This is a genomic window from Advenella sp. S44 (assembly GCF_002810445.1).
Lineage (GTDB): Bacteria > Pseudomonadota > Gammaproteobacteria > Burkholderiales > Burkholderiaceae_B > Advenella.
Genome location: NZ_NEXS01000011.1, coordinates 12,311 through 37,541 on the forward strand (window position 1 = coordinate 12,311; position 25,231 = coordinate 37,541).

General features: G+C 53.5%; 25 protein-coding genes. 13 read left to right on the plus strand and 12 right to left on the minus strand.

What is annotated here, in order from left to right; translation table 11 throughout:
* Position 1: 1 nt before the first annotated feature.
* The 3 genes from CAP48_RS17840 to purB are packed head-to-tail and all read left to right on the plus strand — an operon-like array spanning position 2 to position 4,244.
* The gene (locus CAP48_RS17840; RefSeq protein ID WP_197707287.1) at positions 2-1,498 is read left to right on the plus strand and encodes a tripartite tricarboxylate transporter permease; all 1,497 of its coding nucleotides are present in this window, start codon (positions 2-4) and stop codon (positions 1,496-1,498) included.
* Positions 1,495-2,892: an MmgE/PrpD family protein gene (locus CAP48_RS17845; protein ID WP_100699231.1), complete on the plus strand. Its 1,398-nt coding sequence runs from the start codon at positions 1,495-1,497 to the stop codon at positions 2,890-2,892. The genes CAP48_RS17840 and CAP48_RS17845 overlap by 4 nt, the downstream gene beginning before the upstream one ends.
* Positions 2,893-2,894: 2 nt before the next feature.
* The gene (purB, locus tag CAP48_RS17850) at positions 2,895-4,244 is read left to right on the plus strand and encodes an adenylosuccinate lyase (protein WP_100699232.1); all 1,350 of its coding nucleotides are present in this window, start codon (positions 2,895-2,897) and stop codon (positions 4,242-4,244) included.
* A 44-nt stretch (positions 4,245-4,288) separates the two neighbouring features.
* Here the strand turns inward: purB and CAP48_RS17855 are convergent, their stop codons facing one another.
* The gene (locus tag CAP48_RS17855) at positions 4,289-4,630 is read right to left on the minus strand and encodes a carboxymuconolactone decarboxylase family protein (protein WP_100699233.1); all 342 of its coding nucleotides are present in this window, start codon (positions 4,628-4,630) and stop codon (positions 4,289-4,291) included.
* Between the two features lie 129 nt (positions 4,631-4,759).
* Between CAP48_RS17855 and CAP48_RS17860 the strand changes: the two genes are divergently transcribed.
* Entirely contained in the window at positions 4,760-5,938 is a 1,179-nt protein-coding gene (locus CAP48_RS17860; RefSeq protein ID WP_192871360.1) for a CaiB/BaiF CoA-transferase family protein, read from the plus strand.
* Positions 5,935-6,525 carry a cysteine dioxygenase gene (locus tag CAP48_RS17865; protein WP_100699234.1) on the plus strand — a complete coding sequence of 197 codons (591 nt, stop codon included), beginning with the start codon at positions 5,935-5,937 and terminating at the stop codon, positions 6,523-6,525. Before CAP48_RS17860 ends, CAP48_RS17865 begins: the two co-directional genes overlap by 4 nt.
* A gap of 637 nt (positions 6,526-7,162) precedes the next feature.
* Here the strand turns inward: CAP48_RS17865 and CAP48_RS17870 are convergent.
* From CAP48_RS17870 to CAP48_RS17890, 5 genes are all read right to left on the minus strand, one after another.
* Entirely contained in the window at positions 7,163-7,768 is a 606-nt protein-coding gene (locus tag CAP48_RS17870) for a 2-hydroxychromene-2-carboxylate isomerase (RefSeq protein ID WP_100699235.1), read from the minus strand.
* The gene (locus tag CAP48_RS17875; RefSeq protein WP_100699236.1) at positions 7,765-9,093 is read right to left on the minus strand and encodes an MFS transporter; all 1,329 of its coding nucleotides are present in this window, start codon (positions 9,091-9,093) and stop codon (positions 7,765-7,767) included. The genes CAP48_RS17870 and CAP48_RS17875 overlap by 4 nt, the downstream gene beginning before the upstream one ends.
* A 53-nt stretch (positions 9,094-9,146) precedes the next feature.
* Positions 9,147-9,926, minus strand: a complete 780-nt coding sequence (locus CAP48_RS17880) for an aldolase (protein ID WP_100699237.1) — start codon at positions 9,924-9,926, stop codon at positions 9,147-9,149.
* A gap of 105 nt (positions 9,927-10,031) precedes the next feature.
* Positions 10,032-10,928, minus strand: a complete 897-nt coding sequence (locus CAP48_RS17885; protein ID WP_100699238.1) for a LysR family transcriptional regulator — start codon at positions 10,926-10,928, stop codon at positions 10,032-10,034.
* A 182-nt stretch (positions 10,929-11,110) separates the two neighbouring features.
* Complete coding sequence (locus tag CAP48_RS17890) at positions 11,111-11,632, minus strand: TetR/AcrR family transcriptional regulator (protein ID WP_242444555.1); 522 nt, start codon at positions 11,630-11,632, stop codon at positions 11,111-11,113.
* On the opposite strand from CAP48_RS17890, the gene CAP48_RS20140 reads away from it, so the two are divergent.
* Together CAP48_RS20140 and CAP48_RS17895 are read left to right on the plus strand one after the other, a co-directional pair.
* A complete protein-coding gene (locus tag CAP48_RS20140; RefSeq protein WP_153045725.1) occupies positions 11,622-11,984 on the plus strand; it encodes a hypothetical protein in 363 nt (120 codons plus the stop codon). The two genes, CAP48_RS17890 and CAP48_RS20140, sit on opposite strands and share 11 nt — an antisense overlap.
* An 81-nt stretch (positions 11,985-12,065) precedes the next feature.
* Positions 12,066-13,103 (plus strand): saccharopine dehydrogenase, encoded by a 1,038-nt coding sequence (locus CAP48_RS17895; protein ID WP_100699239.1) that lies wholly within the window; start codon positions 12,066-12,068, stop codon positions 13,101-13,103.
* On the opposite strand, the gene CAP48_RS17900 is transcribed toward CAP48_RS17895, so the two are convergent.
* From CAP48_RS17900 to CAP48_RS17920, 5 genes are read right to left on the minus strand one after another with little or no spacing between them, the layout of a single operon-like run.
* Positions 13,100-13,825 carry an amino acid ABC transporter ATP-binding protein gene (locus tag CAP48_RS17900; RefSeq protein ID WP_100699240.1) on the minus strand — a complete coding sequence of 242 codons (726 nt, stop codon included), beginning with the start codon at positions 13,823-13,825 and terminating at the stop codon, positions 13,100-13,102. The two genes, CAP48_RS17895 and CAP48_RS17900, sit on opposite strands and share 4 nt — an antisense overlap.
* A gap of 3 nt (positions 13,826-13,828) precedes the next feature.
* The gene (locus CAP48_RS17905) at positions 13,829-14,515 is read right to left on the minus strand and encodes an amino acid ABC transporter permease (RefSeq protein ID WP_100699241.1); all 687 of its coding nucleotides are present in this window, start codon (positions 14,513-14,515) and stop codon (positions 13,829-13,831) included.
* Entirely contained in the window at positions 14,508-15,272 is a 765-nt protein-coding gene (locus CAP48_RS17910) for an amino acid ABC transporter permease (RefSeq protein ID WP_100699242.1), read from the minus strand. Before CAP48_RS17910 ends, CAP48_RS17905 begins: the two co-directional genes overlap by 8 nt.
* 10 nt (positions 15,273-15,282) lie before the next feature.
* A complete protein-coding gene (locus tag CAP48_RS17915) occupies positions 15,283-16,206 on the minus strand; it encodes a dihydrodipicolinate synthase family protein (RefSeq protein ID WP_100699243.1) in 924 nt (307 codons plus the stop codon).
* Positions 16,203-16,604, minus strand: a complete 402-nt coding sequence (locus CAP48_RS17920; protein WP_197707288.1) for a RidA family protein — start codon at positions 16,602-16,604, stop codon at positions 16,203-16,205. Before CAP48_RS17920 ends, CAP48_RS17915 begins: the two co-directional genes overlap by 4 nt.
* A 148-nt stretch (positions 16,605-16,752) precedes the next feature.
* On the opposite strand from CAP48_RS17920, the gene CAP48_RS17925 reads away from it, so the two are divergent.
* From CAP48_RS17925 to CAP48_RS17945, 5 genes are all read left to right on the plus strand, one after another.
* A complete protein-coding gene (locus tag CAP48_RS17925) occupies positions 16,753-18,165 on the plus strand; it encodes a PLP-dependent aminotransferase family protein (protein ID WP_100699244.1) in 1,413 nt (470 codons plus the stop codon).
* A gap of 124 nt (positions 18,166-18,289) precedes the next feature.
* On the plus strand, positions 18,290-19,189 hold the full coding sequence (locus tag CAP48_RS17930) for an amino acid ABC transporter substrate-binding protein (protein WP_100699245.1): 900 nt from the start codon (positions 18,290-18,292) through the stop codon (positions 19,187-19,189).
* A gap of 13 nt (positions 19,190-19,202) precedes the next feature.
* A complete protein-coding gene (locus CAP48_RS17935) occupies positions 19,203-20,192 on the plus strand; it encodes a D-cysteine desulfhydrase (RefSeq protein ID WP_100699246.1) in 990 nt (329 codons plus the stop codon).
* 28 nt (positions 20,193-20,220) lie between these two features.
* A complete protein-coding gene (locus CAP48_RS17940; protein ID WP_242444556.1) occupies positions 20,221-21,198 on the plus strand; it encodes a tripartite tricarboxylate transporter substrate binding protein in 978 nt (325 codons plus the stop codon).
* Positions 21,199-21,252: 54 nt separating this feature from the next.
* Positions 21,253-22,842, plus strand: coding sequence for an amidohydrolase family protein (locus CAP48_RS17945; RefSeq protein ID WP_100699247.1), 1,590 nt, complete (start codon positions 21,253-21,255; stop codon positions 22,840-22,842).
* A gap of 415 nt (positions 22,843-23,257) precedes the next feature.
* Here CAP48_RS17945 and CAP48_RS17955 read toward each other — a convergent pair whose 3' ends face one another.
* Positions 23,258-24,037 (minus strand): helix-turn-helix domain-containing protein, encoded by a 780-nt coding sequence (locus tag CAP48_RS17955; protein ID WP_100699249.1) that lies wholly within the window; start codon positions 24,035-24,037, stop codon positions 23,258-23,260.
* A 172-nt stretch (positions 24,038-24,209) separates the two neighbouring features.
* Between CAP48_RS17955 and CAP48_RS17960 the strand changes: the two genes are divergently transcribed.
* Complete coding sequence (locus CAP48_RS17960) at positions 24,210-25,145, plus strand: fumarylacetoacetate hydrolase family protein (RefSeq protein WP_100699250.1); 936 nt, start codon at positions 24,210-24,212, stop codon at positions 25,143-25,145.
* Positions 25,146-25,231 lie beyond the last annotated feature (86 nt).

The window sequence follows — 25,231 nt, forward strand, 5'->3', positions numbered from 1 at the left end:
TGTGTTTGCTGATCTAATGAATGGATTCGCACTGGTCCTGCACCCATACGTCTTGCTGGCTCTGATGGGTGGCACCCTCGTCGGCTACCTGATCGGGGCGATGCCCGGACTGGGGCCTAGCCTTGGCGTAGCGCTCCTCGTGCCTTTTACTTACGGCATTGATCCTGTCATAGCCATGGTTGCGCTAGTCAGTTTATATATGGCCGCAGAATATGGTGGCGCGATCACCGCCATTTTATTGAATACGCCCGGCACGGCCGCTGCAGTAGCTACGGCCTGGGACGGTTATCCCATGGCGAAAAAGGGCGAAGCGGGCTTTGCTTTGCATATTTCAATTATCAGTTCCGGCATTGGTGCACTAATCAGCGCATTCCTGTTGATTGCAACCGCTATTCCATTGTCAGAACTTGCTCTTCAGTTCGGTCCTACAGAATATTGCGCACTTGGAGTCTTCGGATTGAGCCTGGTCAGCAGCCTAGGTGGCGTATCTCCACTAAGAGGTTTGTTGGCGCTGTGTATCGGGGTCGCTTTTGCCGTTATCGGCATGGATCCTGAGAATGGTACACCTCGATTCGCATTTACGCCTGAACTCTTTGACGGTATTCCACTGGTGCCGGCACTGCTCGGCTTATATGCAATTTCAGAAGCGCTATTCATGCTTGAAGGACAGGATGCTAACGCCCCGGCCATCAAGGTCAGTAAAGTTTGGTCGCTGCCGTGGTCCCGATACCGGAATCTATGGATAACGATCCTTCGTGGTTCGGGCATCGGATACATTATTGGTGTTATACCAGGAGCCGGCGCATCAATTGCCAGTCTCATCTCTTATAACGAGACAAAACGTGCGTCTCATGACCCGGCATCATTTGGCGAGGGTAATCCCAAAGGAGTGGCCGCTTCGGAATCGGCCAATAATGCAGCTGTGTCCGGTGCAATGGCTCCTCTATTGGCACTTGGCATCCCTGGATCAGCTACAGCGGCAATTCTGATTGGCGCGCTGATGATACAGGGAATCCAGCCCGGACCTCTTTTGTTCGTCAGGAATCCAGAGATTCCTTACTCGATTTTTGCTTCTTTGATTATTGGCGTACCTCTGATGGTCATTGTTGGGTTATTTGGAGCGAGGCTTTGGGTTCGAGTGATCGATATTCCCGCTTCGCTGCTTGCGGCAGTTGTCACCGCGATTTCCATTGTGGGTGCCTATGCATCAGAAAACTCCATGTTTCCCGTCTATGTCACGCTTTTCTTCGGTTTTCTTGGCTATGTTTTGCGCAAGGTGAATATACCATTGGCACCAATCGTACTTGCATTGGTACTCTTGCCGATGGCCGAGACAAACTATCGACAGGCACTGGTTGTAGCAGAGGGTAATCATATGATTTTTCTTCAACAACCGATTACCGTCGTCCTGTTAGTGTTGGCGCTGCTATCGTTCCTGGTTCCGCTGATCAGAAACCGTCGTCCGATCCCTGCCAGTAAAGCAGACTCAAAGAAATGAACGATGACAAGCTGAAAAACACATTGACCCTGAAGCTGGCGGAATGGGCATGCGCAGTCGACGAATCCCAGTTACCTTCGGACGTGTTGAAGATCGCCAGCCATTCTTTATTGGATTGGTATACGATGGTGCTGGTGGGCTGGAACGAGCCGGCGGTTGCAAACCTGCGTCGATATCTGAATGACGAACCTGGTGCACCACAAGCCACCCTGCTCGGCAGTAATTCCCTGGCATCGTTGACACATGCTGCGCTCATCAACGGAATTTCCGGCCATGTTCTGGATTTTGATGACGCCCATTTACCATCGCGCGTACACCCGTCGGTTCCCTTGTGGCCGGCCATTCTCGCCCTATGCGAACACCAAGGGTTGTCCGGAAAGCAGGCTTTGGCCGCATTTGTCATCGGCGTAGAAATTCAGACTCGACTTGCTGCCCTCATGGGAGAAAGTCACTATCGGCTTGGCTGGCACAATACCGCCACACTAGGCAGTTTTGGCGCTACCGCTGCCCTTGGCTGGTTACGTAAACTCACCCCGATACAAATGTGTCATGCCTTTGGTATCACTGCCAGCCAGACCGGCGGCTTAAGATCATCATTTGGCACGTCGTGCAAACCGCTACATGCCGGCCGTGCGGCAGCAAACGGGCTTTTCGCTACCGGATTGGCAAAACACGCTTTTGACGCGCAATCCGCTGTCTTTGATGTCGCCGACGGCTTCCCGGCACTCTATGCCGATGAGACTTTTCCGGATGCTGTCATCCAGAAAGATGGCAACTGGGATATCCGTCAGGTAATTTTCAAATATCACGCCTCATGCTACGGAACGCAAGCTCCAGTGGAGGCTGCGCTCAAGTTCAATAGGCCAGATTTTGCGTCCGTCAGTTCGGTGCGAGTTGGTGTAGAGACACAATACCTGTCTGTATGCAATATTCAGACACCAAAGACCGCGGCACAAGCCCGATTCAGCATACGCCATATGGTGGCCTTGGCCCTCGAAGGCTTCAATACCGCCAGCCAACACGCATTCTCTTCAGAATGCCTGACGGATCCGCAGATCGCTGCGTGGCGGGAACGCATCGCGGTCTATGGCGATGCAGCAATCGCCCGCGCTAACTCCAGTATCGATGTTGAATTCACAGATGGGACACAACAGCGTGTCACCGTCGATGCTAGCCGTCCAGAAAGTAATCTTGAACGACAGCAGCACCGACTCTGTGAAAAATCGGCTGCGCTACTGCAGGATCTATACATTGAGGGCAGTGAAAAAATTTTGCATGATCGCATTCTTGGTATCGACAAGGCGCCTGATCTGCATGGGTGGATGGAAGACTTTCGCGTATGGGAAAGCCAGCATCGCCGTAACCAACATGAACACACCAATACAGGAGAATAGAAATGGGAGCTTATGTCATTGATAGTGCATTATTTCGGGATCAGTTCGGTACCGATACAATGCGTGAGTTGTTCAGCGATGAAACCACGGTACAGCGCTGGCTGGATGTAGAAGCCGCTTTGGCAAAAGTGCAGGTAGAGCTGGGAATTATTCCCAAGGAGGCCGGAGAAGAAATTCAAAGGAAAAGCAAGGTTGAAAATATCGATCTTCCAGAGCTGAAGCGGGAAATGGACCGAACGGCTCATCCTATTGTTCCATTGCTAAGGGCAATGAAAAAAGCATGCGAGGGAGAAGCCGGTGAGTTCATCCACTGGGGCGCAACCACGCAGGACATAATGGATACAGGAACCATTCTTCAGGTGCGCGATGCGTTAGACGAGATAGAAGCTGCATATCGCGAACTTTATGCAAACACCCGTCGCCTGGCCGAAACCTATCGAGACCAGGTCATGGTAGGACGCAGTCATGGACAACATGCGCTGCCCATTACCTTCGGTTTTAAAGCGGCAGGCTGGGCCGAAGAGCTCAGGCGTAATTTCAAAAGATTGAAACAGATGCGGGAGCGTGTGCTTGTTGGGCAGTTTTCCGGGGCAGTAGGCACACTGGCTGCATTGGGCGACCAGGGCCTAACCGTACAGCGTAGACTTTTTGATGAGCTTGGACTCGAGTGCCCGACCATCACGTGGCATACATCGCGAGACAATATTGCAGAATTGATATGTGTCCTCGCTATCGCCTGCGGCACCGCCGGAAAAATTGCACATGAGATATTCAGCCTGCAGAAGACGGATGTCGCCGAACTGGAAGAACCGTTTGCGCCTGGCAAGGTTGGCAGCAGTACGATGCCACACAAGCGAAACCCGCCTGTTTGTGAGGGAGTCATAGCGCTTACGCGTGTGGTTCGGACGACTGTTCCACTGGCGATCGAGGCTATTGTTGCCGATCACGAACGTGATAAGGTTGTGCTGCAGACTGAAAGAGAGTTCATCGGAAAAGTGTTTAACATGACACATGCCGCTGTCAAAAAAATGATTTTTGTGACTGGCCAATTGAGCGTGCGAACAGAAAATATGGAAAAAAATCTTTTTGCCCAAAATGGACTGTTAATGTCCGAAGCCGTCATGATGGGATTGAGTGATGCATTGGGCAGACAGGAAGCACACGACATCGTATACCGGATTTGCATGGATGTTTTCGAAAAAGGTGGGTCACTGAAAGAGGCATTGCTGGCGGACCCCGGTGTATCCGGGCGGCTAAAAGAAGCCGATATTGAACGAATGCTCGAGCCGCATGGTTATATCGGACATGCGGGAGACTTTGTGGACCAGGTGCTCGCAAACTCGCTGGACTGACTAAACTTGATGGGCCGCAAAAGGCCCATCAAGACTTTTACGCCTTACTTATCAAACTGACCAAACGCTTCCATCGCCCGAACAGAGTACACATAAGCAGCACCGGCATTAAGCGCAATTGCCGTGCCAAGCGCTTCGCTCAATTCAGCTTCAGTAGCGCCTGCTTGTCGGGCGGCTGCAGCATGGGAAGAGATGCATCCGTCACAGCGAGTTGTTACAGCAACGGCGAGGGAAATGAGTTCCCTTGTTTTGGCATCCAGCGCTGATCCACTTGCCTGCGCTTTATTGAGCCCTTGATAAGCCTCAACGACCGCCGGGTTGGCTTGGGCAAATGTCTTGGCTGATTGGCGTAAGTTGGATAATTGATCTTTCCAGTTATTAAGCATCTATTTATCTCCAAAAAAAGATTCGTTCTACTATTTAGAACGACGTTTTGTATTTCGGGAAGTTAATGGTACACTTTCGTAAAACTCGTTGCAAGCTTTAAGAAAAAAATTAATTGACATAGGTGCACAATGAAGGAAATTGACACGCAAGATCTACCGCTGGCAGGAATCAAAATCATAGAGTTTTGTTCAGTCGCTGCCGGCCCATTCTGTGGCATGCTGCTCGCCGACATGGGTGCGGAAGTAATTAAAGTAGAGCCGCCAGACGGTGACACACTTAGACAATGGCCGCCCCTCAATAACGGTTACAGTGAAAATTTTGCATCGCTCAATCGAAATAAAATGTCTGTACAGCTTAATTTGAAAAATTCGGACGACCTTCGTCTGGCTCGACAGATGATTTTAAGTTCGGACGTCGTAATCGAAAATAATCGACCTGGCGTCATGAAGCGATTAGGACTGAGTTATGAAACGTTCTCCGAGGAAAAGCCCGCTCTTATTTATTGCTCTATCTCTGCATACGGCCAAAGTGGTCCTCGATCAACTGAGGGGGGATTCGACCTTACCATGCAGGCTGCAGCGGGCGTCATGAGCGTGACGGGCGAGGAAAACGGTGCCCCAGCCAAATGCGGAGTGCCAATCTCCGATTTTTCGTCTGGACTGTATGCTGCTTTTGCCATTGCTTCAACATTAGCAAGTGTACGCGCTGGTGGCACAGGCAAACATATTGACGTCCCCATGTTTGGCTGTACTTTGGGCGTGGCTGCCTTGCAGACCAGCGAGTATTTTGGCACCGGCCTCAATCCACGCCGCCTCGGCTCTGCACATCCCCGAAATGCGCCATACCAGGCATTTAGTGCTAAAGACGGTTATTTCGCCATAGCAGCCGGAAACCAGAAACTCTGGTCAGCTGTCTGCGAGGTAGTACAAATACCTGAATTGGAGCAGGACCCACGGTTCGCCACTACCTCATTACGCGCCCAAAACCAGATAGCGCTCAAGGAGATGCTTGAGCGGTCTTTTAATCTTCAATCTGTGGACCACTGGATTAACGCTTTCAAAGAAGCTGGCGTACCACATGCACATATTAATGATTACGCGTCTGCTTTGAACGATCCGCAAGTTGCACATATGAACTGGGTGCGAGCGGTTAATTTACCGGATGGCACTGAAATAAAAACGTTTGCGTCACCACTTATGCTGAGTGGCGAAGGACTACCGATTCGTATTAATCCGCCCGCGTTAGGCGCACATACCAATCTTATACGATCACAATTTTCAACAACTAAAGGAGACATTGAGCAATGAGTTACAACAAACTCCAGACAACAGTAGAGGCGCTCAGCCGCCTCGTGGAACGCAAAGGGCTGACAGAAGCTCAGGCACTTGAGGAATCCAGAAAGCTAATTGCTGATCTGGTCAAAACAGACGACTGGCTGCCTGATCAGATGGCGCAGCCACATCCAGATTATTATCGGCAATATCTCTTGTATGGAGATCCGCAAGACAGATTCTCGTTAGTGAGTTTTGTGTGGGGCCCCGGACAAAAGACTCCCGTTCACGACCACACCGTTTGGGGTGTAATCGGTATGCTCCGAGGCGCGGAAGTCGACCAGCCCTTCCGTCGAACAGAGAATGGACTGGAGCCGACGGGACCGCAACACACACTGCAACCGGGTGATACTGCTTGTGTATCTCCTACTATTGGCGATATTCATCGGGTGAGTAACGCCTACGCTGATCAGGTCTCAATAAGTATTCATTTGTACGGCGGTAATATCGGTCGTATTCAACGAAGCGTGTATGATCCCGTGACAGGACAACCCAAGCAATTCATCTCAGGTTATTCCAATGCTCTTGCTCCCAATCTCTGGGTCGAAACCCCACAATCCTGAGATAGAACCAAACGCAACATACACAGCACGTGGCGAATTGTCCAGCGAACGCAAACCAGTGAGTTATTGTTTCTGGATTCATAGCCCAGAGCGCTCAGTCGCTGGCAGAAAGTCGTGTATTAAACGTTGAAAAAGTAGCTGTTTATCAATGTTGTTGATAAATAAACATGGCAGTTCGTCTGCGCACGTCCTGCTATGTCCCGGAAAATCGTATGGCGTCTGGCTACTATCAAGCTTAACGCTCAAATTTGTCACCGCCTGACTTTTTTCCCTCTCGATGCCAGCCGCAAACCCTCTTTTGAAGCCCGGAATACTTTCCCCAAAGCTCGCCGTATCGTCCCCCCAGCCCGAGGCTCAATACTCATAATCGGAATGGTGGCGTCAAAATGCGGCAGCTTCGTCGGTCAATCAGACAGCTCGACGTGGTCCAAATCGACAGTGTCAACGTCCTTGCGCGTGTCCACTATTACTTTACCTGCCACTCTTTCCACGCCTCAGTTCCAACAACCGCAGTCTTCTGGACCCAGATACCGCCGCCAAGTTCAAAATTTTCTTCGAATATTGGGCACATGCGGCGTTGATGTTGTTGATACACTGCTAGTCGTTACGGTGCAGTAGATAGCCATCGACCAAACGCTCATTCTGCCCTTCTGATCGCCTCTTCCAGCATATCCAGCCTGTCCTGCCCCCAAAACAGTTCGTTCTTAAAAACATACGAAGGAGAACCGAATACACCGCAAGCCACGGCTTCATCGGTAAATTTCCGGTAGAGAGCAATAATCTGCGGCGCTTGTGCCTGGTTCATCAGCGTCAGGCCATCCAGGCCATGTTTATTCGCAATATCAATCAGAGTTATGTCAGATGAAATATCCTCATCTTCGCACCACTCGGCACGAAGAATGGATTTGGACAATTGGGCGATATCGATGCCGTTCTGGCTTGCTGCAATCACCATGCACGATGCCAGGTCTGCATTCGGGCACATGTATTTAGGCTGCAGGTTAATGCTGATGTCCAGTTTGCGGCACCACCGTTTCAATTCGGCGATGCGATAGGCCTGGCGTTCGGGCGAGCGCTGATGCAGAAGCATCCCGCCCGTCCTGGCGTAGACATCAGGAAGGTCTACTGGCTTGTAGTTAATTGCTGCATCGTATTTTTCCGCAATACGCGCCAGGCGATCCGCCCCCAGATAGGCCCAGTCGGAGTTCAGCCAAAAATAATAGTCTATGGTTTTGCCACTCATGACCGGGCCTCTTGCATTTCCGTCAGCGGCGCAAATTTGGCGGGGCCATGCATGAATATGGAGCTGATAATGGCAATCACACCCAAACCGCTCAGGTACCACACGATATAGCGTGGATCGCCGTCACCATAGGCAAGCAGCGACGTTGCAATCAGTGGTGCCAGGCCGCCGCCGATAGCGCCAGAGACCTGCACTGCGATCGATATACCACTATATCTGACCTCAGGCGGGAACTGGGCAGAAAAAAGACTTCCCTCGGGACCATACAGGCAGGCGTAGACCACACCGATGGCAATGATCATTGCAATATTGATGGACGCGACGTCCAAGCTGCCGAGCATAGAAAAAAACAAGGAGGAAAACAGCAATATGCCAATAGAACCTGCCATGAATACCCATTTAAAACTCAGGCGATCGCCAAGAATGCCAAACAGCGGCATGGTAAAGAGCGATACCAATGCGCCCCAGATAGTGGCATCCAGCATCACCATCCGATCAACACCAAGGGTATTGGTGGTATAGGCCAGTGCAAAGGTGACCACTGTGTAGAACCAGGTTACTTCGGCAAGCCTGCCGCCCACAACAACAAGCACTTCTTTCGGATACTTCTTCAGGACGATCATGGCCGGCATCCCAACCTTTTCGCCTTTCTTTTTCATGCGCTCAAAGTCTGGGGATTCGGCAACCTTGACGCGGATGAACCAGCCAACCAGCAAGAGTAGAACGCTGGCCAGGAAAGGAATTCTCCACCCCCAGGCCAACATGTCTTCGTTGGGCAATGACGCCACGGCGCCCATTGCCAAAGAAGACAGAATCAGGCCCGGGGCAACCCCCGCTTGAGGCAGGCTGCCAAAGAATCCTTTTTTGCCTTCGGGGGCATGCTCCACGGCCATCAATACAGCGCCGCCCCATTCGCCGCCCACGGCGATACCCTGTATAAATCGCATGAGCACCAGCAACACCGCGCCCCAGTAGCCAATGGATTCATACGAGGGAATGAGCCCGATCAGGATCGTCGGAATCCCCATCATGAACAATGTAATGAGCAGCATAGACTTTCGGCCGACCTTGTCACCGAAATGGCCGAAAATAATACCACCCAGCGGTCGGGCAAAGAATCCCACGGAATAGGTGGCAAACGCAGCCAGCGTCCCCGTCAATGGATCGAACGAAGGAAAAAAGATCGTATTGAAAACCAGTGCTGCGGCTGTTCCGTATAAGAAAAAGTCGTACCACTCAATGGTTGTCCCCATCATGCTTGCCAGGCCTGCCGTCACATATTGCGAACGCGAACGGACAGACCCGGATGTCGTATTATTCGCCATCCCGGTTCCTTTTAATAATAATGAACTTTATCGTCTGTTTAACGTGCCAGTAACTACTTCAGATCTAGCGGCGCAATACCATGCGTCTGCCTGCACCAGTAATTAAAGGTCGCCTTGACGATTGAATTTTTAAGCAGATAATCGTGGGCTTCAGCGGCAAGCTTGTCATCAACGGGAGTCAGCTTGCCAAATGCCTGCGCACGGATCTGCATACGAGCTGCGCGCTCAAGGTAAACCGACAGGTAGGTCGCCTCTTCACAGGAGGTACCCGCGGTCAAATACCCATGATGGGCCAGGATAATTGCCTTTTTTTGTCCCAATGCCTTTGAAATAATGACGCCTTCTTCATCGGCAATCGGCACACCGGGCCATTCACCCAGAAATGCGCAATCGTTATGCAAGGGAGTCATATCCATTTGGGAGATAATCAATGGCTGTCGCGCAGCGGCAAGGGCGGACGCCCAGGGCGAGTGAGTATGAATAATGCTGTTGACATCGGGGCGGGCATCGTAGACCCACAGGTGAAAGCGAGTCGCCGGGTTGGCCATGCCCTCTCCCGTCAACGTATTGAGATCGCGATCAACTTCGATGAAATCTTCAGGTTTCGCTTCGTCAAAACCCAGGCCAAAGCGCAAGGTCCAATAGGCACCCGGGCGCTCCGATCTTACGCTGATCTGCCCTGCCAGGCCCGCTTCCTGTTCGGTCATGGCCAGGATTCGACAGGCGTAGGCCATAGTCTCTTTTGTGTCCCGCTCTACAATTTGCAGATGCTTGGACATCTCCTGGGTTGCACGCTTATCGAAGTAGGATTTTTCTCTTAATGGCGCATTCATGCTGTGGCCTCCATACATGATCTGTTTATATAAAAACTTTCAAGGTTCTATGACAGATTCTATTGATTCAAATCAAATATAGCTATAAAGCAAAACTCATAGCAGCTATTCCACCTGTTCGTTCATGGCTTTCGACAACTGCAATATGCATTGCTCCAGGGCAATGGCCAAAGCACTCAGCGGTTTGTCATGATGCTTGATCAATACCATTCTTCGTCGCAATAAGGGCAGTTCGATTTTCACCTTCTTCAAGCCATAGTCTGCCAGCACTTTTGTCGGAATCCTGGACGGCAAAATGCAATCGCCGACGCCTGAAGAAACAAGCTTTAACATGGCGTCCACCGTTTCGGCTTCCGTCACGAAATGTGGCTCCAGGCCGCCACTGTGTATCATTTTGCGAAGGGCATAGTGTGGGGGGAAGCCGACCAGCTGGAGTGTTGTGCAGGTCAGATCCTGTGGCCCACTCAAGGCGCTGTCCTGTCTGACAATCAGCGCCATGTCTTCTTCAAACAGCGCAGTAGACACTAGCACATCAGAATTGACTGCCGAATCGTAGACCAATCCCAGCTCTGCATTTCCGTGTTCGACCAGCGTCACGACTTCTGGCGAGCTTCTACCCATGAGTGAAAGATTGACATGCGGCCGGTTGCTGACAAAAGTGGCCACGCAATCTGCCGTGAAATAATAGCTAAGCGTGTGCACGGCCGCCAGGCGCACCGTACCCTGAGTAATGCCTTGCTTGCGCACCTGATCCATCGCCCGGTCTATTTCCAGAAAGGCGGGTTTGACTGATTCATAGAGAATCTCTCCGGCCTCAGTCAGCTTGAGTCCCCGCCCGGTCCGCACGAACAAGCGCTGGTCTACATGGGCCTCAAGCAGCGCCAATTGTTTACTAAGTCCGGATTGCGTTTGATCCAGGACTGTTGCCGCCTTTGACAGAGAACCCAAATCGGCAATAGAAACAAAAAAACGCAATCGACGGTCAACCGAGTCTAAAGACATATTATTCTCCCCGGGCAAACATTGAAATGAGCCCCGTGATATCCATCGGCAAGAACAGCAATCACCTTCATTATGGTTCAAACAGAAACTGACGTTTGATTTAACCGCTGTCCTTGGAGCAGTATGGCAAAGCGAAAGCTATCCTCAACCTCCAATTCAGGAGATTGTGCCGATAGACATCTTCAACGCGCCACCATCCCGCCACTTATCAACGACGCAAAGACAGCCTCGGCGTCCCGCGCGTCCAGCGTCCCGCGCACCAAAGCAGATGACAACGCTTCTCCTGCCCCCACAAAGCCGATGCACCGCTTTTCCAGCTCTCCCTCAGGCAAAGTGTCGAAAGGCTTTAGCACCGCGACGAACATCATGATCACGTTGTCGAGCAGTTCCTGGAAAACGGCTGCCTTCTCTTGGCTACCGGCCAAGGCCGCGCCTACGGTGTGAAAGTCATCAGTGATGTCCGTTGCGCAATGGATATAGCTTGTTGCCAGCAAACGAATGGTCTCGCCCTGGTCTCGCGTTTCAGCAGCCATTGCCGCTTGAAATGCACTTACCCTCTCGGTATCGATCCACCGGTATAGCTCGATAAGCAGCACCGAGCGCGTACCGAAATGTTCGTACACCACGGGCTTGGAAACTCCGGCGCAGACAGCCAGGTTGCCCAGGGTAAGACGATCTGCGCCTTCATCACGGATGATAAGCAACGCTGTTTCAAGCAGTTGCTGGCGCCGTTCTTCCTTCGGCATCCTGCGTGCCGGCGCGTTTGAAGTCGGCTTTGAAGGCATCCTGGAAACCGTCTTTTGCAGCGTCTTTGAAGATATCTTTGAAGTAATCTTTGTCGGTGCCTTTGAAGTCGGCTTTGAAGGCTTCTTTGCACGTGCTTTTGAAGCCATACCTGGATGCATCTTTGAAGCAGCCGTTGTCGACGCCTTTGAAGCCGTTGTTGAAGTGGCCTTTGAAGCGGTGGTTGAAGACCCCTTTGAAGTTGTCTTTGCGGGCGGATTCAGGGCATTCTGGTCGGAAGCGTTAATCACAGTCGAATTTCTCCTTGCTTAACCTACCATTAGTAGGTTAAGCTACTTTAAGTAGGTTTCCCCACTGTTAGTAGATTCTAACCCTCTGCAAGGAAATATGACAATGATTTCAGACGCAATTTTGTTGATGGGCGGCACCGGCGCAATTGGACGCCAGACCGCAAGTGCACTGCGCAGCGCCTATCCCGATGTTCCTTTACTGATCGGCAGCCGCGATCTGGTTAAAAGCCGACAGGTGGCCAACGAGATCGGCAACGCCGAAGGCGTGGTGATCAATCCGCAGGCAGTCGATCTCGGCCTGGGCGAGCGTCGGGTCAGCGCGGTTGCGGTCTTTTACGCCGACCATCGCCTGGCGAGCCTGCGATTTGCGCACGCTCGCGGCGTACCTCACCTGAGCATTTCTTCGGGCATTTACGAAATCGCTCCTGAAGTGGCAACCTATATGCATTCCCCCGGTACTGCGGCCATTGTCCTGGGCTATGAATGGCTGGTCGGCGCCACAACCATCAGCGTGCTCAATTGTGCCAAACCATTTGCCCAGTTGGATCAGATCACGATGAATGCGCTTGTTGATGAGCAGGATGAAGGCGGTCCGGCGGTTGCCGAAGATTTTGAACGCCTGGGCCGGATGATGCCCGCTGCCTTCACCCGCCGCGGCGGCAGCTATGTCTGGCGCAGTAACGACGATGCAAAAGCCCGCTTCCGTGCGATCGATGGCACCGAAATGGAAAGCACTGGCTTTTCGTCTATCGATGTTGCCGGCCTGGCGGCCGCCACCGGGGCGTCGGACGTGCAATTTAATCTGGCCATCGGCGTCAGTTCATCACGACGTCGTAGCGAACCCAAGTCCACGGAAATCATTATCGAAATGGCTGGCAAAGACCGTGACGGCCACCCGCTGCGCACCCGTCATGGCGTGTTCCATCCAGGCGGCGCCGCCCCGTTGACTGCGTTGGGAGTTAGCATGATTCTGGAGCGACTGGCCGGGCTGGACGGCAAAGCGCCAACGCGGCCAGGATTGTATTTTCCTTTCCAGGTTATCGATCATGCGAGTTATCTATCCCGCTTGCAGACCGAAGGCGGCAGCGTCGTGTCATTGGATGTGGAGGGATGTGAGTGTGGATCAGGCCATCCTGCCTAATGGATAATTTTGCCAAGAAAGTCCTGTGCTCGCTGGGATCGCGGCTCTTCAAAGAATGCGGTCTTATCGCAGTCCTCGACAATAACGCCGCCGTCCATGAAAATAACCCGGTCGGCCACTTTTTTGGCGAAACCCATTTCGTGCGTCACCACCATCATAGTCATGCCGTCACGCGCCAATCCGACCATGACGTCCAGCACTTCGTTGATCATCTCCGGATCCAGTGCAGACGTAGGTTCATCGAACAGCATCGCGATGGGGTCCATTGCCAGCGCCCGCGCAATTGCGACGCGTTGTTGCTGTCCGCCCGAGAGCTGAGCAGGCAACTTCGACGCGTGGCCTGCCAGGCCAACGCGATCCAGATACTCAACCGCCTTCCCGGCCGCCGACGCACGGTCACGTTGCAACACTTTCATCTGCCCCAGAAGCATATTGTCAAGAACACTCAGGTGGGGAAATAACTCGAAGCCCTGGAACACCATGCCAATGCGAGCGCGCAGTTGCGGAAGATTCGTATCCTTCGCAGCAACCGAAACGCCATCGATCACGATGCTGCCCCGATCAATAGTTTCCAAACCGTTTACCGTCTTGATCAAGGTCGACTTGCCCGAGCCGGAAGGCCCGCATACAACCACCACTTCGCCCTTGCTGACGGACGCGCTACATTGGTTTAGTACCTGGAAATTGCCGTACCACTTGGAAATATTATTTATTTCGATCATTTTTTAGCCATTTTGAAATTGACGCATGCGTCTGACAAGGGATGAAAGCGTAAAGCAGATGCAGAAATAGACCACGGCCACGAACAGATACATTTCCAGCAATCGCCCATCGCGCTGCGCAATCGCGGCGGCAGCGCCGACAAAGTCGGTGATTGAAACCACGTACACAAGCGAAACCTCTTGCAAAAGAATAATCGATTGCGTTAGCAGCAGGGGCAGCATGCTTTTTATTGCCTGTGGAAGAATCACGTATGTCATCGCCATGCGGTGGTTCATGCCCAACGCCTGTGCCGCCTGTACTTGTCCGCGTGAAACACCCAGGATGCCAGCCCGTATGATTTCGCAGTAATATGCAGCCTCGAACATAACGAATGTGACCAGTGCCGAACTGAACGCGCCCACTTCGATAGGCGTGTCCGAACCCATTATCCAGCCTCCGATATACGGCACCAGAAAGAAGAACCAGAAAATTACCAACACCAGCGGGATAGAGCGAATAACGTTGACATAAACGCCGGCGACGGTGCGCAGGGTAGCTGAGTGCGACAGCCTCATGAGCGCCAGCAGCGTTCCCAATATCAACCCACCCACCATAGCCAGGAGCGTCAATTTGACAGTGAAGACCATGCCTACGCCAAATAGAAACGGCAAGGCCTGGACGATCACGCTAAAGTCGAATGAGTCAAGCATGACGATTCACCCGTCGGTTACGTGGCAGCAGGCTTCTGAACGAGCGCCCAGGTATCACAGCTGACTCGATCAGTCGCATAACCCCCACAGCAGACAAGTTCACCACCAGGTAGATCAGCGTTGCAGCGGTGAAAGCCTCAAAGACCTGAAACGAGAACTCCTGCATTGCTCGGGCGGTGGCGGTCAGTTCAATCAGACCGATGGTCAGCCCCACCGAGGTGTTCTTGATATTGTTCAGAAATTCGTTCGTCAACGGCAACAGCATCCGCCGTCCGGCCACAGGCAAAAGCACATAGCGGTAAATTTGCCATGTCCGCAGTCCAAGCGCTTTGGCTGCCGCACGCTGACCACGTGGCAAGGCGTCGATACCCGCCGATACCTGGACCGCAACCCGGGCCGACGCAAAGAACCCAAGACACACAACAGCGGCGACAAAGGGACCGTTAGACAAGGTTTTGATCCAGTAACCCATCGCACCTGGCAAGAGCTCGGGGATCACAAAATACCAGACAAACATCTGGACCAATAGCGGAATATTGCGAAACAGCTCAATGTAGGCAAACGCCAGTCGGCGAGCTGTCGCTGACTCTGTGGTTTTCAAAACGCCAACGACCACGCCCAACACCATTGCAATGGCCCAGGCCAGCAGTGCGGTGGTGAGCGTCCAGCTCAGTCCCGACAACAGGCTGTCCATGTAGGTGCCTGTTCCATCCGGCGCGGGCTCTGCAAAAATCATCCAGTTCCAGTGGTAGTTCATTGTTGCCTCTCTAAATGGCCAGACGGTCTTGGTCGCTGTTGTGCCGGTTAGGCTGGGCTGCAGCCAGTCCGTTTTGCAACTGGGCACGCTGCATTGAACTCAGGGGAACCAGGGGCAGTTTCATCGTTGCCCAACTTTCGTCCTGGCGCTGCCAGGCCAGAGCGGCCTTCACCGCCGGCACCAGGGGAACACTGGTCAAGGCCTTGCGCGCATTGACCATCGGGCTATAGATTTCATCGGACGTATCCACACCGGCCTGATAGGCCGCGCATGCCAGATGCGGGAATACATTCACCGAAGCAGATATGCAGCCGGCAAATTTTTTCCTGGCACCGTCCCTGAGCGTCGCTTCATCACTCGGAAACACGGCAAGCTGGCTGAAATTTGTCGCTACCACCTCGGCATACGGCAAATCGCCAGAGCTATCCTTTATGCCCGCCAGTAATGCGCCAAGACTGCGTGTCAGACGTTCGATCACATCCAGCGAGTACTTCAGGCCGGTAAATTGCGGGATGTTGTAAAGATACAATCTGCTGCGCTGCAGGCTCGCGCGCTCCGCCAGGGCCTCAACATACTGCACTAGCGCGCTGTCGCCAACACCCTTGTAATAAAAAGGAGGCAACAGAAGCGCGCCGGCAAAGCCCATCGTGTCGGCCGCTTGGGTCAAGGCAACTGCGTCAGCCAATGCAGCGCCACCGGTGCCGACCATCATCCGCTGCGCCAGGCCGGCCGTTGCCACCGCTTCCATGACCTGCAAACGCGTGGTTCGGTCAAAAGACGTCGCCTCTCCGGTCGTTCCTAGCAAATTAACCCCCTGGCAACCGGCATCGAACAGATCGCCGATGAACGCCACAAGCTTTGCTGTATCAGGCTGGCCATCAGCACGCAATGGCGTCGGCACGGCGGGAATCACGCCATGAAGAATCGGGTTCATAGCACCACCTCCTGCTTACGGGCCGACAAGGGAACGTAAGCCACCACATCGATCTCGACCTGCACACCGTTGAGCTTGCAGCCTACCGTGGTTCGTGCCGGCCGGAAGGTCGAAAAATGTCTGGCGTAGACCTTATCGAAGCAAGCGGCATCTGCAAGGTCACTCAGAAAAACACCAACCTTGACCACATCCTCCAGCACACCGCCTGCAGCCTCGAGCGTCAGACGCACGTTTTCGAGGGTGACCGCCGTTTGTTCTTCAATAGTCTCTCCAACTACCGCACGCAAGCCGTCGCGCGGCGTCTGTCCCGACACAAAGATAAAGTCTCCGGCGCGAACCGCGTGCGAATAGTGGCCGCCGCAAGCCTTATCGCGCGGCGTATGGATCATCTTCAGCATGTTATTTTCCATGTAAAATAGGTTAATTGTTTTGTATCACACATTATTCTATTTTGTATCGATACAAAATAGATTGTTCCGATAATAGACGGGTACATTTATTCCTGTCAAGCCTTGCGCTAAGGCTACGAATCGAAAAAGGCAATATATGCAAAGCTCAAACGACTGGGCGCCAGATCTGTCTGCAACCAGCGGACCGATGTACAAAAGAATCGCCCAGGCCCTCATTCAGGACATCCGTAGCGGCAAGCTCAAGCCCGGCGACCAGCTACCGCCAAACCGCCAACTGTCATCCCAGCTTGGCGTGACCGTTGGCACTGTGTCCCGCGCATTCGGCGAGGTCGTAAGAGCAAAGTTGCTCGAAACCGGCGCGCGCCGCGGCACGCGCGTGAAGGATCCGGCCACAGCAGATGTCGTTGAGGCAGCAGCTGGCGCAACCACTGCCAGAAATCGAATGGCAGATCTGCGTGGTCACCAGGCTGCATTGAAAAGCTGGGGAAACGACATCGGGCAGGCGCTGTCAGTGTTGCACCAATCGCCCACCTTTGGTGAGCTCCTGCGCTACGATGACCCGGCCGGACGCGCCACCCACCGCCAGGCTGGCGCCCAGTGGCTCAGCCGCAACGCCGATACTCCCGTAGACCCTGCCCGGGTAGTCGTGACAGATGGCGCACAACACGCGCTTTTATGCGGTTTGCTGGCATGCAGCAAGGCCGGCGACTCTATCGCCACGGAGCAACTGACCTATACGGGCCTGAGAACCCTGGCGCCCCGGCTAGGACTCAACTTAGTGCCTATCGACATCGACGAGCACGGCCTGGTACCAGATTCCCTGCGCGAAGCAATCGCGACACACCCGATCAAAGGCCTTGTCTGTGTGCCCAATATCCACAACCCGACAACAGCAACGATCCCGGCAGACCGACGAATGGAGATCGCCGACATTGCAAAGCGGGCCGGCATTTTCCTGCTGGAGGACGATGTGTACGGGTGTCTTGCGCAGACCTCCGTGCCTACCCTGGCATCCCTGGCTCCGGAACTGACCATCAGAATTACCAGCTTTTCCAAATCCCTGGGCCCTGGGTTGCGTGTAGGCTACATGGAAACACCACGCCAGCTAACAGCAGCAGCAATCGAGGCGGTACGCGCCACAACCTGGATGGCCTCGCCAATCTCAGCTGAGGTGGCAGCCCAACTTGTCACTTCAGGAAGTGCCGAACGGGTACTGCAAGAGAACAGGCTTGAGCTGGGCGAACGAAACAAGGCGCTTGCTCAGGCGCTTGCCGGATTCGATTTGCAGACAAGTGCGTTTAGCTCCCATGCGTGGTTGCGACTTCCCGATCCATGGACTGCGAGCCAGTTTTGCCGACGGGTAGAAACGATGGGCTATCGAGTTGCCCACTCAGAAGCCTTTGCCACGAGTCTTCCCGCCGTAGACAACGCCGTGCGCATCAGCGTCAGCGCAGCACAGGACAGAGCCGAGCTGCGCAACTTTGGATTACTTATTGCAGACATGCTGAATGAAGAACCACACCCCCCCTTCATTGGGATTTTCCCCTAGTCCGCCAGCAATATATACCATTGACTTTCTTTATGTATCGATTGATAATTGAATTTCATCGTTTTGTAACGATACAATAAGAAGTCCGTGAGCGATTCACGCTGCGGCACCGGAGAAGACACCCATGAAAACTTCAATGTTTGTCGCAGCCCTTACGCTGATCGCCAGCACGTGCGCAACCGCCCAGCCAGTTGACACACTCAGCAAAATCAAGCAAAAGAACGAGATCGCGCTGGGCGTTCGGGAAACCGCACAACCCTTTTCCTATCTCGATGCATCACACCAGTTTGTCGGCTATTCGGTGGACCTCTGCCTTAAAGTCGTAGAAGGAATAAAGACCCACCTCAATCAGCCCGATCTCAAGATCAGGATGGTACCCATAGCCTCTTCCAACCGTATCCCGCTCATGGCCAATGGCACAATCGACCTGGAGTGCGGCACCACCTCGAATACAGTCGAGCGCCAGAAACAGGTCGCCTTCTCATCAACCATCTTTGTGTCCAGCACACGATTTGTCTCCAAGAAAAGCGCCAACCTGGCTGATCTGAGTTCTCTGGCCGGCAAGGCGGTTGTCGCCACGGCGGGTTCGTCAAACATTCGGCAGATCACGGCCCTGAACGTCGCGCACAAATACGGCATGCGTATCGCGCCGGCACGCGATTTTGCCGAAGGCTTCCTGATGATGGAAACCGACAGGGCAGCCGCATTCTTCCTGGACGACATTACACTTGCCGGTCTGGTGGCCAACGCAAAAACGCCGGATGCATACGTGATTTCCAAGACCCCCCTGTCGGTCGAGCCGTACGCCCTAATGATGAGAAAGGGGGATGCCTCCTTCAAGAGACTGGTGGACGATGTGCTCAAATCCACATTTGCAAGTAATACCATCGACGGCATTTATGCCAAATGGTTCGAGTCGGCGATTCCACCCAAATCCATCAACTTACGGGTCCCCATGAGTCCAGCACTGCGACGCGCCATTGCCACTCCTACCGACAGCACCGACGCTGCCTCATACCAATAACGAGCGCTGCCACATGAAATGGAATGCATTTCCCAGAATCGGCTTCACTGAACATGCAACGCCCCTGCAGCCGCTCTCGCGACTGTCTGACCATCTGGGCGGGCCGAAGATATTTATCAAGCGCGACGACCTCACAGGTCTGGCCGGCGGCGGCAACAAGGCTCGCAAACTGGAGTATCTGGCAGCTGACGCGCTCGCCCAGGGTGCCGATACCCTGATTGCGACGGGCGCGACCCAGTCGAATCATGCCCGGCAAACCGCGGCGGCTGCCGCCCAGTTGGGCCTGGACTGCATATTGCTGCTGGAACGACGCTTGCAAGGGCAACCCGCCGAATATTACCGGGCAGGCAATGCGCTCCTGAACCGAGTGCTCGGCGCGACGCTCTGCGAGGAGTTGCCTGCAGGCGCGAACATTGCGACAGCTGTTGCCGAGCTGGAAACGCAATTGATCCAGCAAGGGCGCAAACCCTACGTCGTCGCCGCTGGAGGTTCAAGCCCATTGGGCGCGATGGGGTATGTTGGCTGCGCACATGAAATCACTACCCAGGCGTCCGATCTGGGAATTAAGGTCGACTACATTGTGCATGCGGCCGGAAGTGGCGGAACGCAAGCGGGCCTGGTTGCCGCACTGTGCCGTCACAAACATACCCGGGTGCGAGGCTATAGCGTGCGATTCGATTCGAATCGCATGTCGGCAATCGTTCATGCCATCGCCAACCAGACTACGAGCCTGATGGATGCACCCTCCGTACGCGCCGACCGGATAGAGGTCGATGACACTCATATCGGCGATGGATATGGTATCGCAACCCCCGAAGCCCTGGATGCCATCAAGCTCCTGGGACGACAAGAAGGCATCCTGTTGGATCCTGTGTACACAGGCAAGGCCATGGCAGGCTTGATCGCTGATATTCATTCGGGTAGGTTTTCTGCGGACCAGAATATTGTTTTTCTCCACACCGGCGGCGCAGCCGTACTGTCTGCTTACACCTCTTTGCTCTAGCTTGTTTTCCATTCTAAAAGGAAGAATCATGAACCAAATAATTTGCGCATTTATTGTCTCCTTGGGTGTAATATCAAGCTTGCAATGCAGCCACGCCACCGAGACTGCCTGGCCGACAAAGCCGGTTACCATTGTGCTGCCGTCGACACCTGGCGCGGCATCTGATGTATTGACGCGAGCCGTCGCCGCCGAGTTGGCCAAAATCACCGGCCAATCTTTCATCATCGAGAATCGGCCGGGTGCCGCAGGCGCGATCGCGCTATCGCATTTGAAACGTTCAGCGCCTGATGGCTACACGCTGAGTTATGGAAATATCAATAACCTGGCTATTAATCCCGCGTTGTTCAAGAAACTTACATACGACGTGAACCGAGATTTTGTCCCGGCCGGCCCGATGTATACAGTACCCAATCTAGTCGTGGTGCGAAAGGATTCCCCCTACAAAACGATCGCCGAACTGATTGCCGCCGCCAAAAAATCCCCGGGCCAGATGACATGGGCAGCCTCCAACATCGGAAGCAGCGGCCATATGGGGGGTGAGCTCTTCAAAGATCTCAGCGGCATTGATAGCCAATTTATTCCGTATACCGGCGATCCTCAATCACTGACAGACCTGGTGGGAGGCCGGCTTGACTATACGTTCACTAATGCCACGGTCGCATACCCGATGGTTGAAAGCGGCAAGCTGCGTGCACTGGCAATTACAACCAGCGAGCGCGCGGAGATGGATTCCTCAATACCGACCCTCGCGGAAAGCGGCCTCAAAGATTATGAGAATAGCGCCTGGGGTGGACTGATCGCCCCAGCCGGTACGCCCAAGGACATTGTCATGAAAATAAGTGAAACGCTCAACACAGCGATGCGTTCACCCACGGTACAGGCAACGCTAAAGCACTCCTTTGCCACTCCCACCCCGGGAACTCAGCAAGAGTACAGCGAGTTGATCGCCCAGGAGCAGCATAAATGGGCGCAGCTTATCGAAAGCGCCAAAATCGAAAAACAATAATACGGGCCGCGTACTTGATCGCGCTCACCCAACCCCAAGGTATCCCTATCACTTATGCACGACTTCATTCTCTCTCACGGTTCAATCATTGATGGCAGCGGCAAACCACGCGCAACCGGCGATGTTGCCTTAAAAGACGGCCGTATATCCGCAATCGGCGATTTGACAGACGAATCGGCCGCAAGGCGAATCGACTGTAGCGGGCGGATCATCGCGCCCGGATTCATCGACTGCCACTGCCACTCGGAACTCTCCCTGATTGCCAACCCCGGCGCTGAAAGCAAGGTTCGTCAGGGCGTAACCACCGAGGTGCTAGGAAACTGCGGATGGTCCACTTTTCCATTGGCTGGTGCGAACGCGGCTGCGTTCCGTGAACAGGCTGCCCCCATCTTCGGCCACCCCACCATTGAGTGGGAATGGGAGGACCTCGACGGTTACTTCGAGCGCGTATTCAGGCAAGGCGCCGCCGTCAACGTCGCCACACTGACAGGACACGGTGCGCTGCGTGCTGCGGTTATGGGGCTTGAGGCGCGAGCACCAACCCCGGCCGAACTCGAATCCATGAAGGCCCTGCTTCATCGGACAATGCAACAGGGCTCGCTAGGTTTGTCATCAGGCCTTTGTTATGTACCTGGCGTCTACGCCGATTCGGACGAACTCGTTGCTCTGGCAGGCATTTCCAATGACTATGGCGGGTTGTATGCGACCCATATGCGGGACCAGGTAGATGGGCTGCTCCAATCCGTTGACGAGTCTGTGGATGTTGCCCTGCGTGCGCATATTCCGTTGCTGATCTCTCATCACAAGACTAGCGGTACGAGAAACTTCGGCAAGACACGTCTGTCGCTTGCCAAGCTGGACAAGGCCCGCCAACACGGTATCAGGACGTATTCTGATATGTACCCCTACCTGGCCGGCAGCACGACCCTGTCCATGTTGTTTCCACCCTGGGTACTGGATGGCGGGCGGGACGCGATGATGGAAAGATTGGCATCGCACGAATGCCGCACGCGCATCAGGCACGACTGGACGCATGGCCTCCCAGGTTGGGAAAACCGTATCGCGGCCCTGGGCTGGCACAACATTTCCATCTCCTATCTCAAGCACGCCGAACGCCAGGCCTACGTCGGCCTGACGGTACTCGAAGCCGCGCAACAGGCAGGCCAGGAGGTCTGCGAATTTGTCTTTGACCTGATGCTGGCAGAACAAGGCGAAGTTGGCCAAATTATGCAAAACTCGTGTGACGAGGACCTTCGGAATGTGCTCACGCACGCACACAGCATGATCGGCAGTGACGGCCTGGACGTCGGCGATCACCCGCATCCGCGTCAATACGGAACATTCCCGAAAGTCCTGGGGGAACTCGTACGCGACAAAGGGTGGATGACGCTTGAAGAAAGTATATTCAAAATGACCGGCTACACGGCGCGCACATTTAAGCTCGGCGATATGGGGCTGCTCAAGCAAGGTTATCGGGCTAACATCACTGTCTTTGATCCCGCCAATGTACAAGCGAACGCCACTTATGAAAATCCGCGACAGTTCGCCAGTGGCATCGAATGGGTATTTGTGAATGGACGTCCCAGTTTGGCCGATGGAGCGGCGACCGGCGATCTTGCGGGTACTGCAGTTCGCAGATGCTAAGCCCGATTATTGATGTTGAGACGGACTGGTTTGTGAAGTAGAACACGGTGCCGGGGTGGTCAATCACTGCCCTATCGCTTCGCGAATGCCCTTATGACATTTGTATTTGTCGGACTATTTTCGTGGTTTGGGAAACAACAAGATCGTCCGCATGATTGCGAAACGCACCACTCAGCATTTGCTGCCAATCTCTGCTTAAGCGCTTCTATTGCGGCATAATTGTCGTGAGCTGTGATCTGGATAAATTTGTTCAGGCTCCCGACTTCAGAAATATAAATACTAGCCATGCCGACCCGATTTTGCACCCTGGACCGTTTTGACAACGGCTGTGCAACGAGTGGGGCCATATTGTAAGTGCCTGCGATAAAAAACAAATTAATCTCTATTAAGCACGCCACCCTTTGGCGCAAGAACATCAATCCAGAAACTGCTGTGCAGTTATAGACAAGCACGCTACCTCATCTGCAACGCGGGCCATCGAGTTGGCCAATTCCCCTGTTTTCGCTCCAATCAATACACTGGGGAAAGTCGTAACCGACAGCACTGCCAGTATCCTGCGCTCATGCAAAACGGGCACTGCAAGCGTCGCATTTTGGTGTTGCCTGTTGGGCAAGCGCAAAGCATACTTCTGCGATTTTACGAGCGCCAGCTGCGCGCGCAGACCGCGCTCTACTGAGCGCCACTCGTTCTCGCTTAATTCCCCGGTTTCATGCCATGCGATCAAACGCTCGCGTTCCTCGTCATTACAGAAAGCCAAATACACCTGCCCCAGAGCCGAATCAAGCATACTATGCGTATTGCCAACTGTCGTGTGCATTGGCCCGATAGGACTATATGGCATGCTGCTGTATCGCACGACCATGTGACTATGCTCTGCAATGCCGATTGCAAAGGGAAGACCCGTTTCTCTGGTGGTACGCAGCAAAATGGGAATCGCCTGCTCCACGATGGTTTCATGCTCGCTAAAACCCTCGCTCAGCAACCGTACCTTTTCTGTGAGCGAGTAAATGCCTCTTACCACGTCAGAGCGTACATACCCTTCATTTTTCAACGTCGCCAACAAGCGGTGTATGGTCGTCTTGGGCATCCCTGTTTCTTGCTGCAGGCTGACCAGCGTGCTGGCAGGCTGTCTGTTCATTGCGCGCAATAGTTCAAGCGTTCGAACCACGAGTAACATGGATTGTTGTGTCGCCATTTTTCTGCATGAGCATTGTTAAGATGAAAGTAGATTATGGCATGGCCCCATGGGTTACAGACCGCGCCAATTCCTCCCCACGGAATAAATGAATATCTGTAACGGATAAAAGCCAGATGCTGCTTATACTGGACTACGGACTAACGAGACTTCAACTACATTTAGGAATCCCATGAAAATTGGAACAATCGAACGCGAAGGCATCCCGTTGCTTGTGGCAAGTATGACAGATGACCAGGCAACCGTTTTAGCCGACGTTATGTCGGATGCCCCCACCGATATCCTTCAAGTAATAAGCCACGGCCAGCCTATACTCAAGGCCATCGCCACAGCAATTGAAGGGCGGCACGGTCAAGACGTCGACGCCCTCAAATGGCTTCCTCCCGTACCCCGTCCCGGGAAAATCGTTTGCCTGGCGCTCAATAACAGCGCGAACAAAGACCGGATCATGAAGGGCCCCAGCCATCCGGCGACCTTTATCAAACCCTCTTCATCATTGGTGGGCCACGGTCAGCCGATTCGCTTACGGGAAAGCTTTGGCCGAGTTCATCCCGAGCCGGAATTGACTGTTATCATCGGCACCGGCGGCGCAGACATCCAAAAAGAAAACGCTTTGGATCATGTCTTTGGCTACAGCATTATCAATGACCTGACCGCACCATTGATGCGGGGTGAGGACACGTTCCACTACCGCGCCATACATCCGAAGGCAGATGGCAGCACCGGCATTGAATACAAGGATAGTTGGGTCTCATACCCAGGCCGCTACAAAGGTACGGACACGTTCGGTCCGATGGGACCATGGATTGCCACTGCCGATTCCATTCCCGACCCACATAACCTTACTGTAAGCTGCCTGCACAAGGGTGAGTTAATCACAGAAGACAACACAGCCAATCTGACGTACAAAGTGGCCGACGCCATTGCTTTTATTTCTTCCTTCATGACGCTGGAGCCAGGAGACATTATTTCCATGGGTACTGCACTCAAAGCCGCCGGGTCGGAAGGTAAAGCTGTGCAGAATATTGATCTTACCCAGCTGGGTGGACCGATAGAAGTGAAAATTTCCGGGATCGGAAGACTGATCAATCCGGTCGAACAACGCTGATTCGCTGACCCTTAAAAAACAATGGGCCCCATCGGTTGGGGCCTTTTCAACTTACGGACATTATCCGTAAGTTGTGTGTTCTGCGC

Bases quoted from the DNA above. Each gene is read 5' to 3' on its own strand.
- CAP48_RS17935 (WP_100699246.1), top strand. From the start codon at position 19,203: ATGAAATGGAATGCATTTCCCAGAATCGGCTTCACTGAACATGCAACG.
- CAP48_RS17885 (WP_100699238.1), bottom strand. From the start codon at position 10,928: ATGTCTTTAGACTCGGTTGACCGTCGATTGCGTTTTTTTGTTTCTATT.
- CAP48_RS17960 (WP_100699250.1), top strand. From the start codon at position 24,210: ATGAAAATTGGAACAATCGAACGCGAAGGCATCCCGTTGCTTGTGGCA.
- CAP48_RS17865 (WP_100699234.1), top strand. From the start codon at position 5,935: ATGAGTTACAACAAACTCCAGACAACAGTAGAGGCGCTCAGCCGCCTC.
- CAP48_RS17855 (WP_100699233.1), bottom strand. From the start codon at position 4,630: ATGCTTAATAACTGGAAAGATCAATTATCCAACTTACGCCAATCAGCC.
- CAP48_RS17910 (WP_100699242.1), bottom strand. From the start codon at position 15,272: ATGAACTACCACTGGAACTGGATGATTTTTGCAGAGCCCGCGCCGGAT.
- CAP48_RS17920 (WP_197707288.1), bottom strand. From the start codon at position 16,604: ATGCTGAAGATGATCCATACGCCGCGCGATAAGGCTTGCGGCGGCCAC.
- purB (WP_100699232.1), top strand. From the start codon at position 2,895: ATGGGAGCTTATGTCATTGATAGTGCATTATTTCGGGATCAGTTCGGT.
- CAP48_RS20140 (WP_153045725.1), top strand. From the start codon at position 11,622: ATGATAAGCAACGCTGTTTCAAGCAGTTGCTGGCGCCGTTCTTCCTTC.
- CAP48_RS17915 (WP_100699243.1), bottom strand. From the start codon at position 16,206: ATGAACCCGATTCTTCATGGCGTGATTCCCGCCGTGCCGACGCCATTG.
- CAP48_RS17955 (WP_100699249.1), bottom strand. From the start codon at position 24,037: ATGGCGACACAACAATCCATGTTACTCGTGGTTCGAACGCTTGAACTA.
- CAP48_RS17845 (WP_100699231.1), top strand. From the start codon at position 1,495: ATGAACGATGACAAGCTGAAAAACACATTGACCCTGAAGCTGGCGGAA.
- CAP48_RS17940 (WP_242444556.1), top strand. From the start codon at position 20,221: ATGAACCAAATAATTTGCGCATTTATTGTCTCCTTGGGTGTAATATCA.
- CAP48_RS17860 (WP_192871360.1), top strand. From the start codon at position 4,760: ATGAAGGAAATTGACACGCAAGATCTACCGCTGGCAGGAATCAAAATC.
- CAP48_RS17905 (WP_100699241.1), bottom strand. From the start codon at position 14,515: ATGCTTGACTCATTCGACTTTAGCGTGATCGTCCAGGCCTTGCCGTTT.
- CAP48_RS17875 (WP_100699236.1), bottom strand. From the start codon at position 9,093: ATGGCGAATAATACGACATCCGGGTCTGTCCGTTCGCGTTCGCAATAT.
- CAP48_RS17880 (WP_100699237.1), bottom strand. From the start codon at position 9,926: ATGAATGCGCCATTAAGAGAAAAATCCTACTTCGATAAGCGTGCAACC.
- CAP48_RS17925 (WP_100699244.1), top strand. From the start codon at position 16,753: ATGCAAAGCTCAAACGACTGGGCGCCAGATCTGTCTGCAACCAGCGGA.
- CAP48_RS17900 (WP_100699240.1), bottom strand. From the start codon at position 13,825: ATGATCGAAATAAATAATATTTCCAAGTGGTACGGCAATTTCCAGGTA.
- CAP48_RS17930 (WP_100699245.1), top strand. From the start codon at position 18,290: ATGAAAACTTCAATGTTTGTCGCAGCCCTTACGCTGATCGCCAGCACG.
- CAP48_RS17945 (WP_100699247.1), top strand. From the start codon at position 21,253: ATGCACGACTTCATTCTCTCTCACGGTTCAATCATTGATGGCAGCGGC.
- CAP48_RS17895 (WP_100699239.1), top strand. From the start codon at position 12,066: ATGATTTCAGACGCAATTTTGTTGATGGGCGGCACCGGCGCAATTGGA.
- CAP48_RS17870 (WP_100699235.1), bottom strand. From the start codon at position 7,768: ATGAGTGGCAAAACCATAGACTATTATTTTTGGCTGAACTCCGACTGG.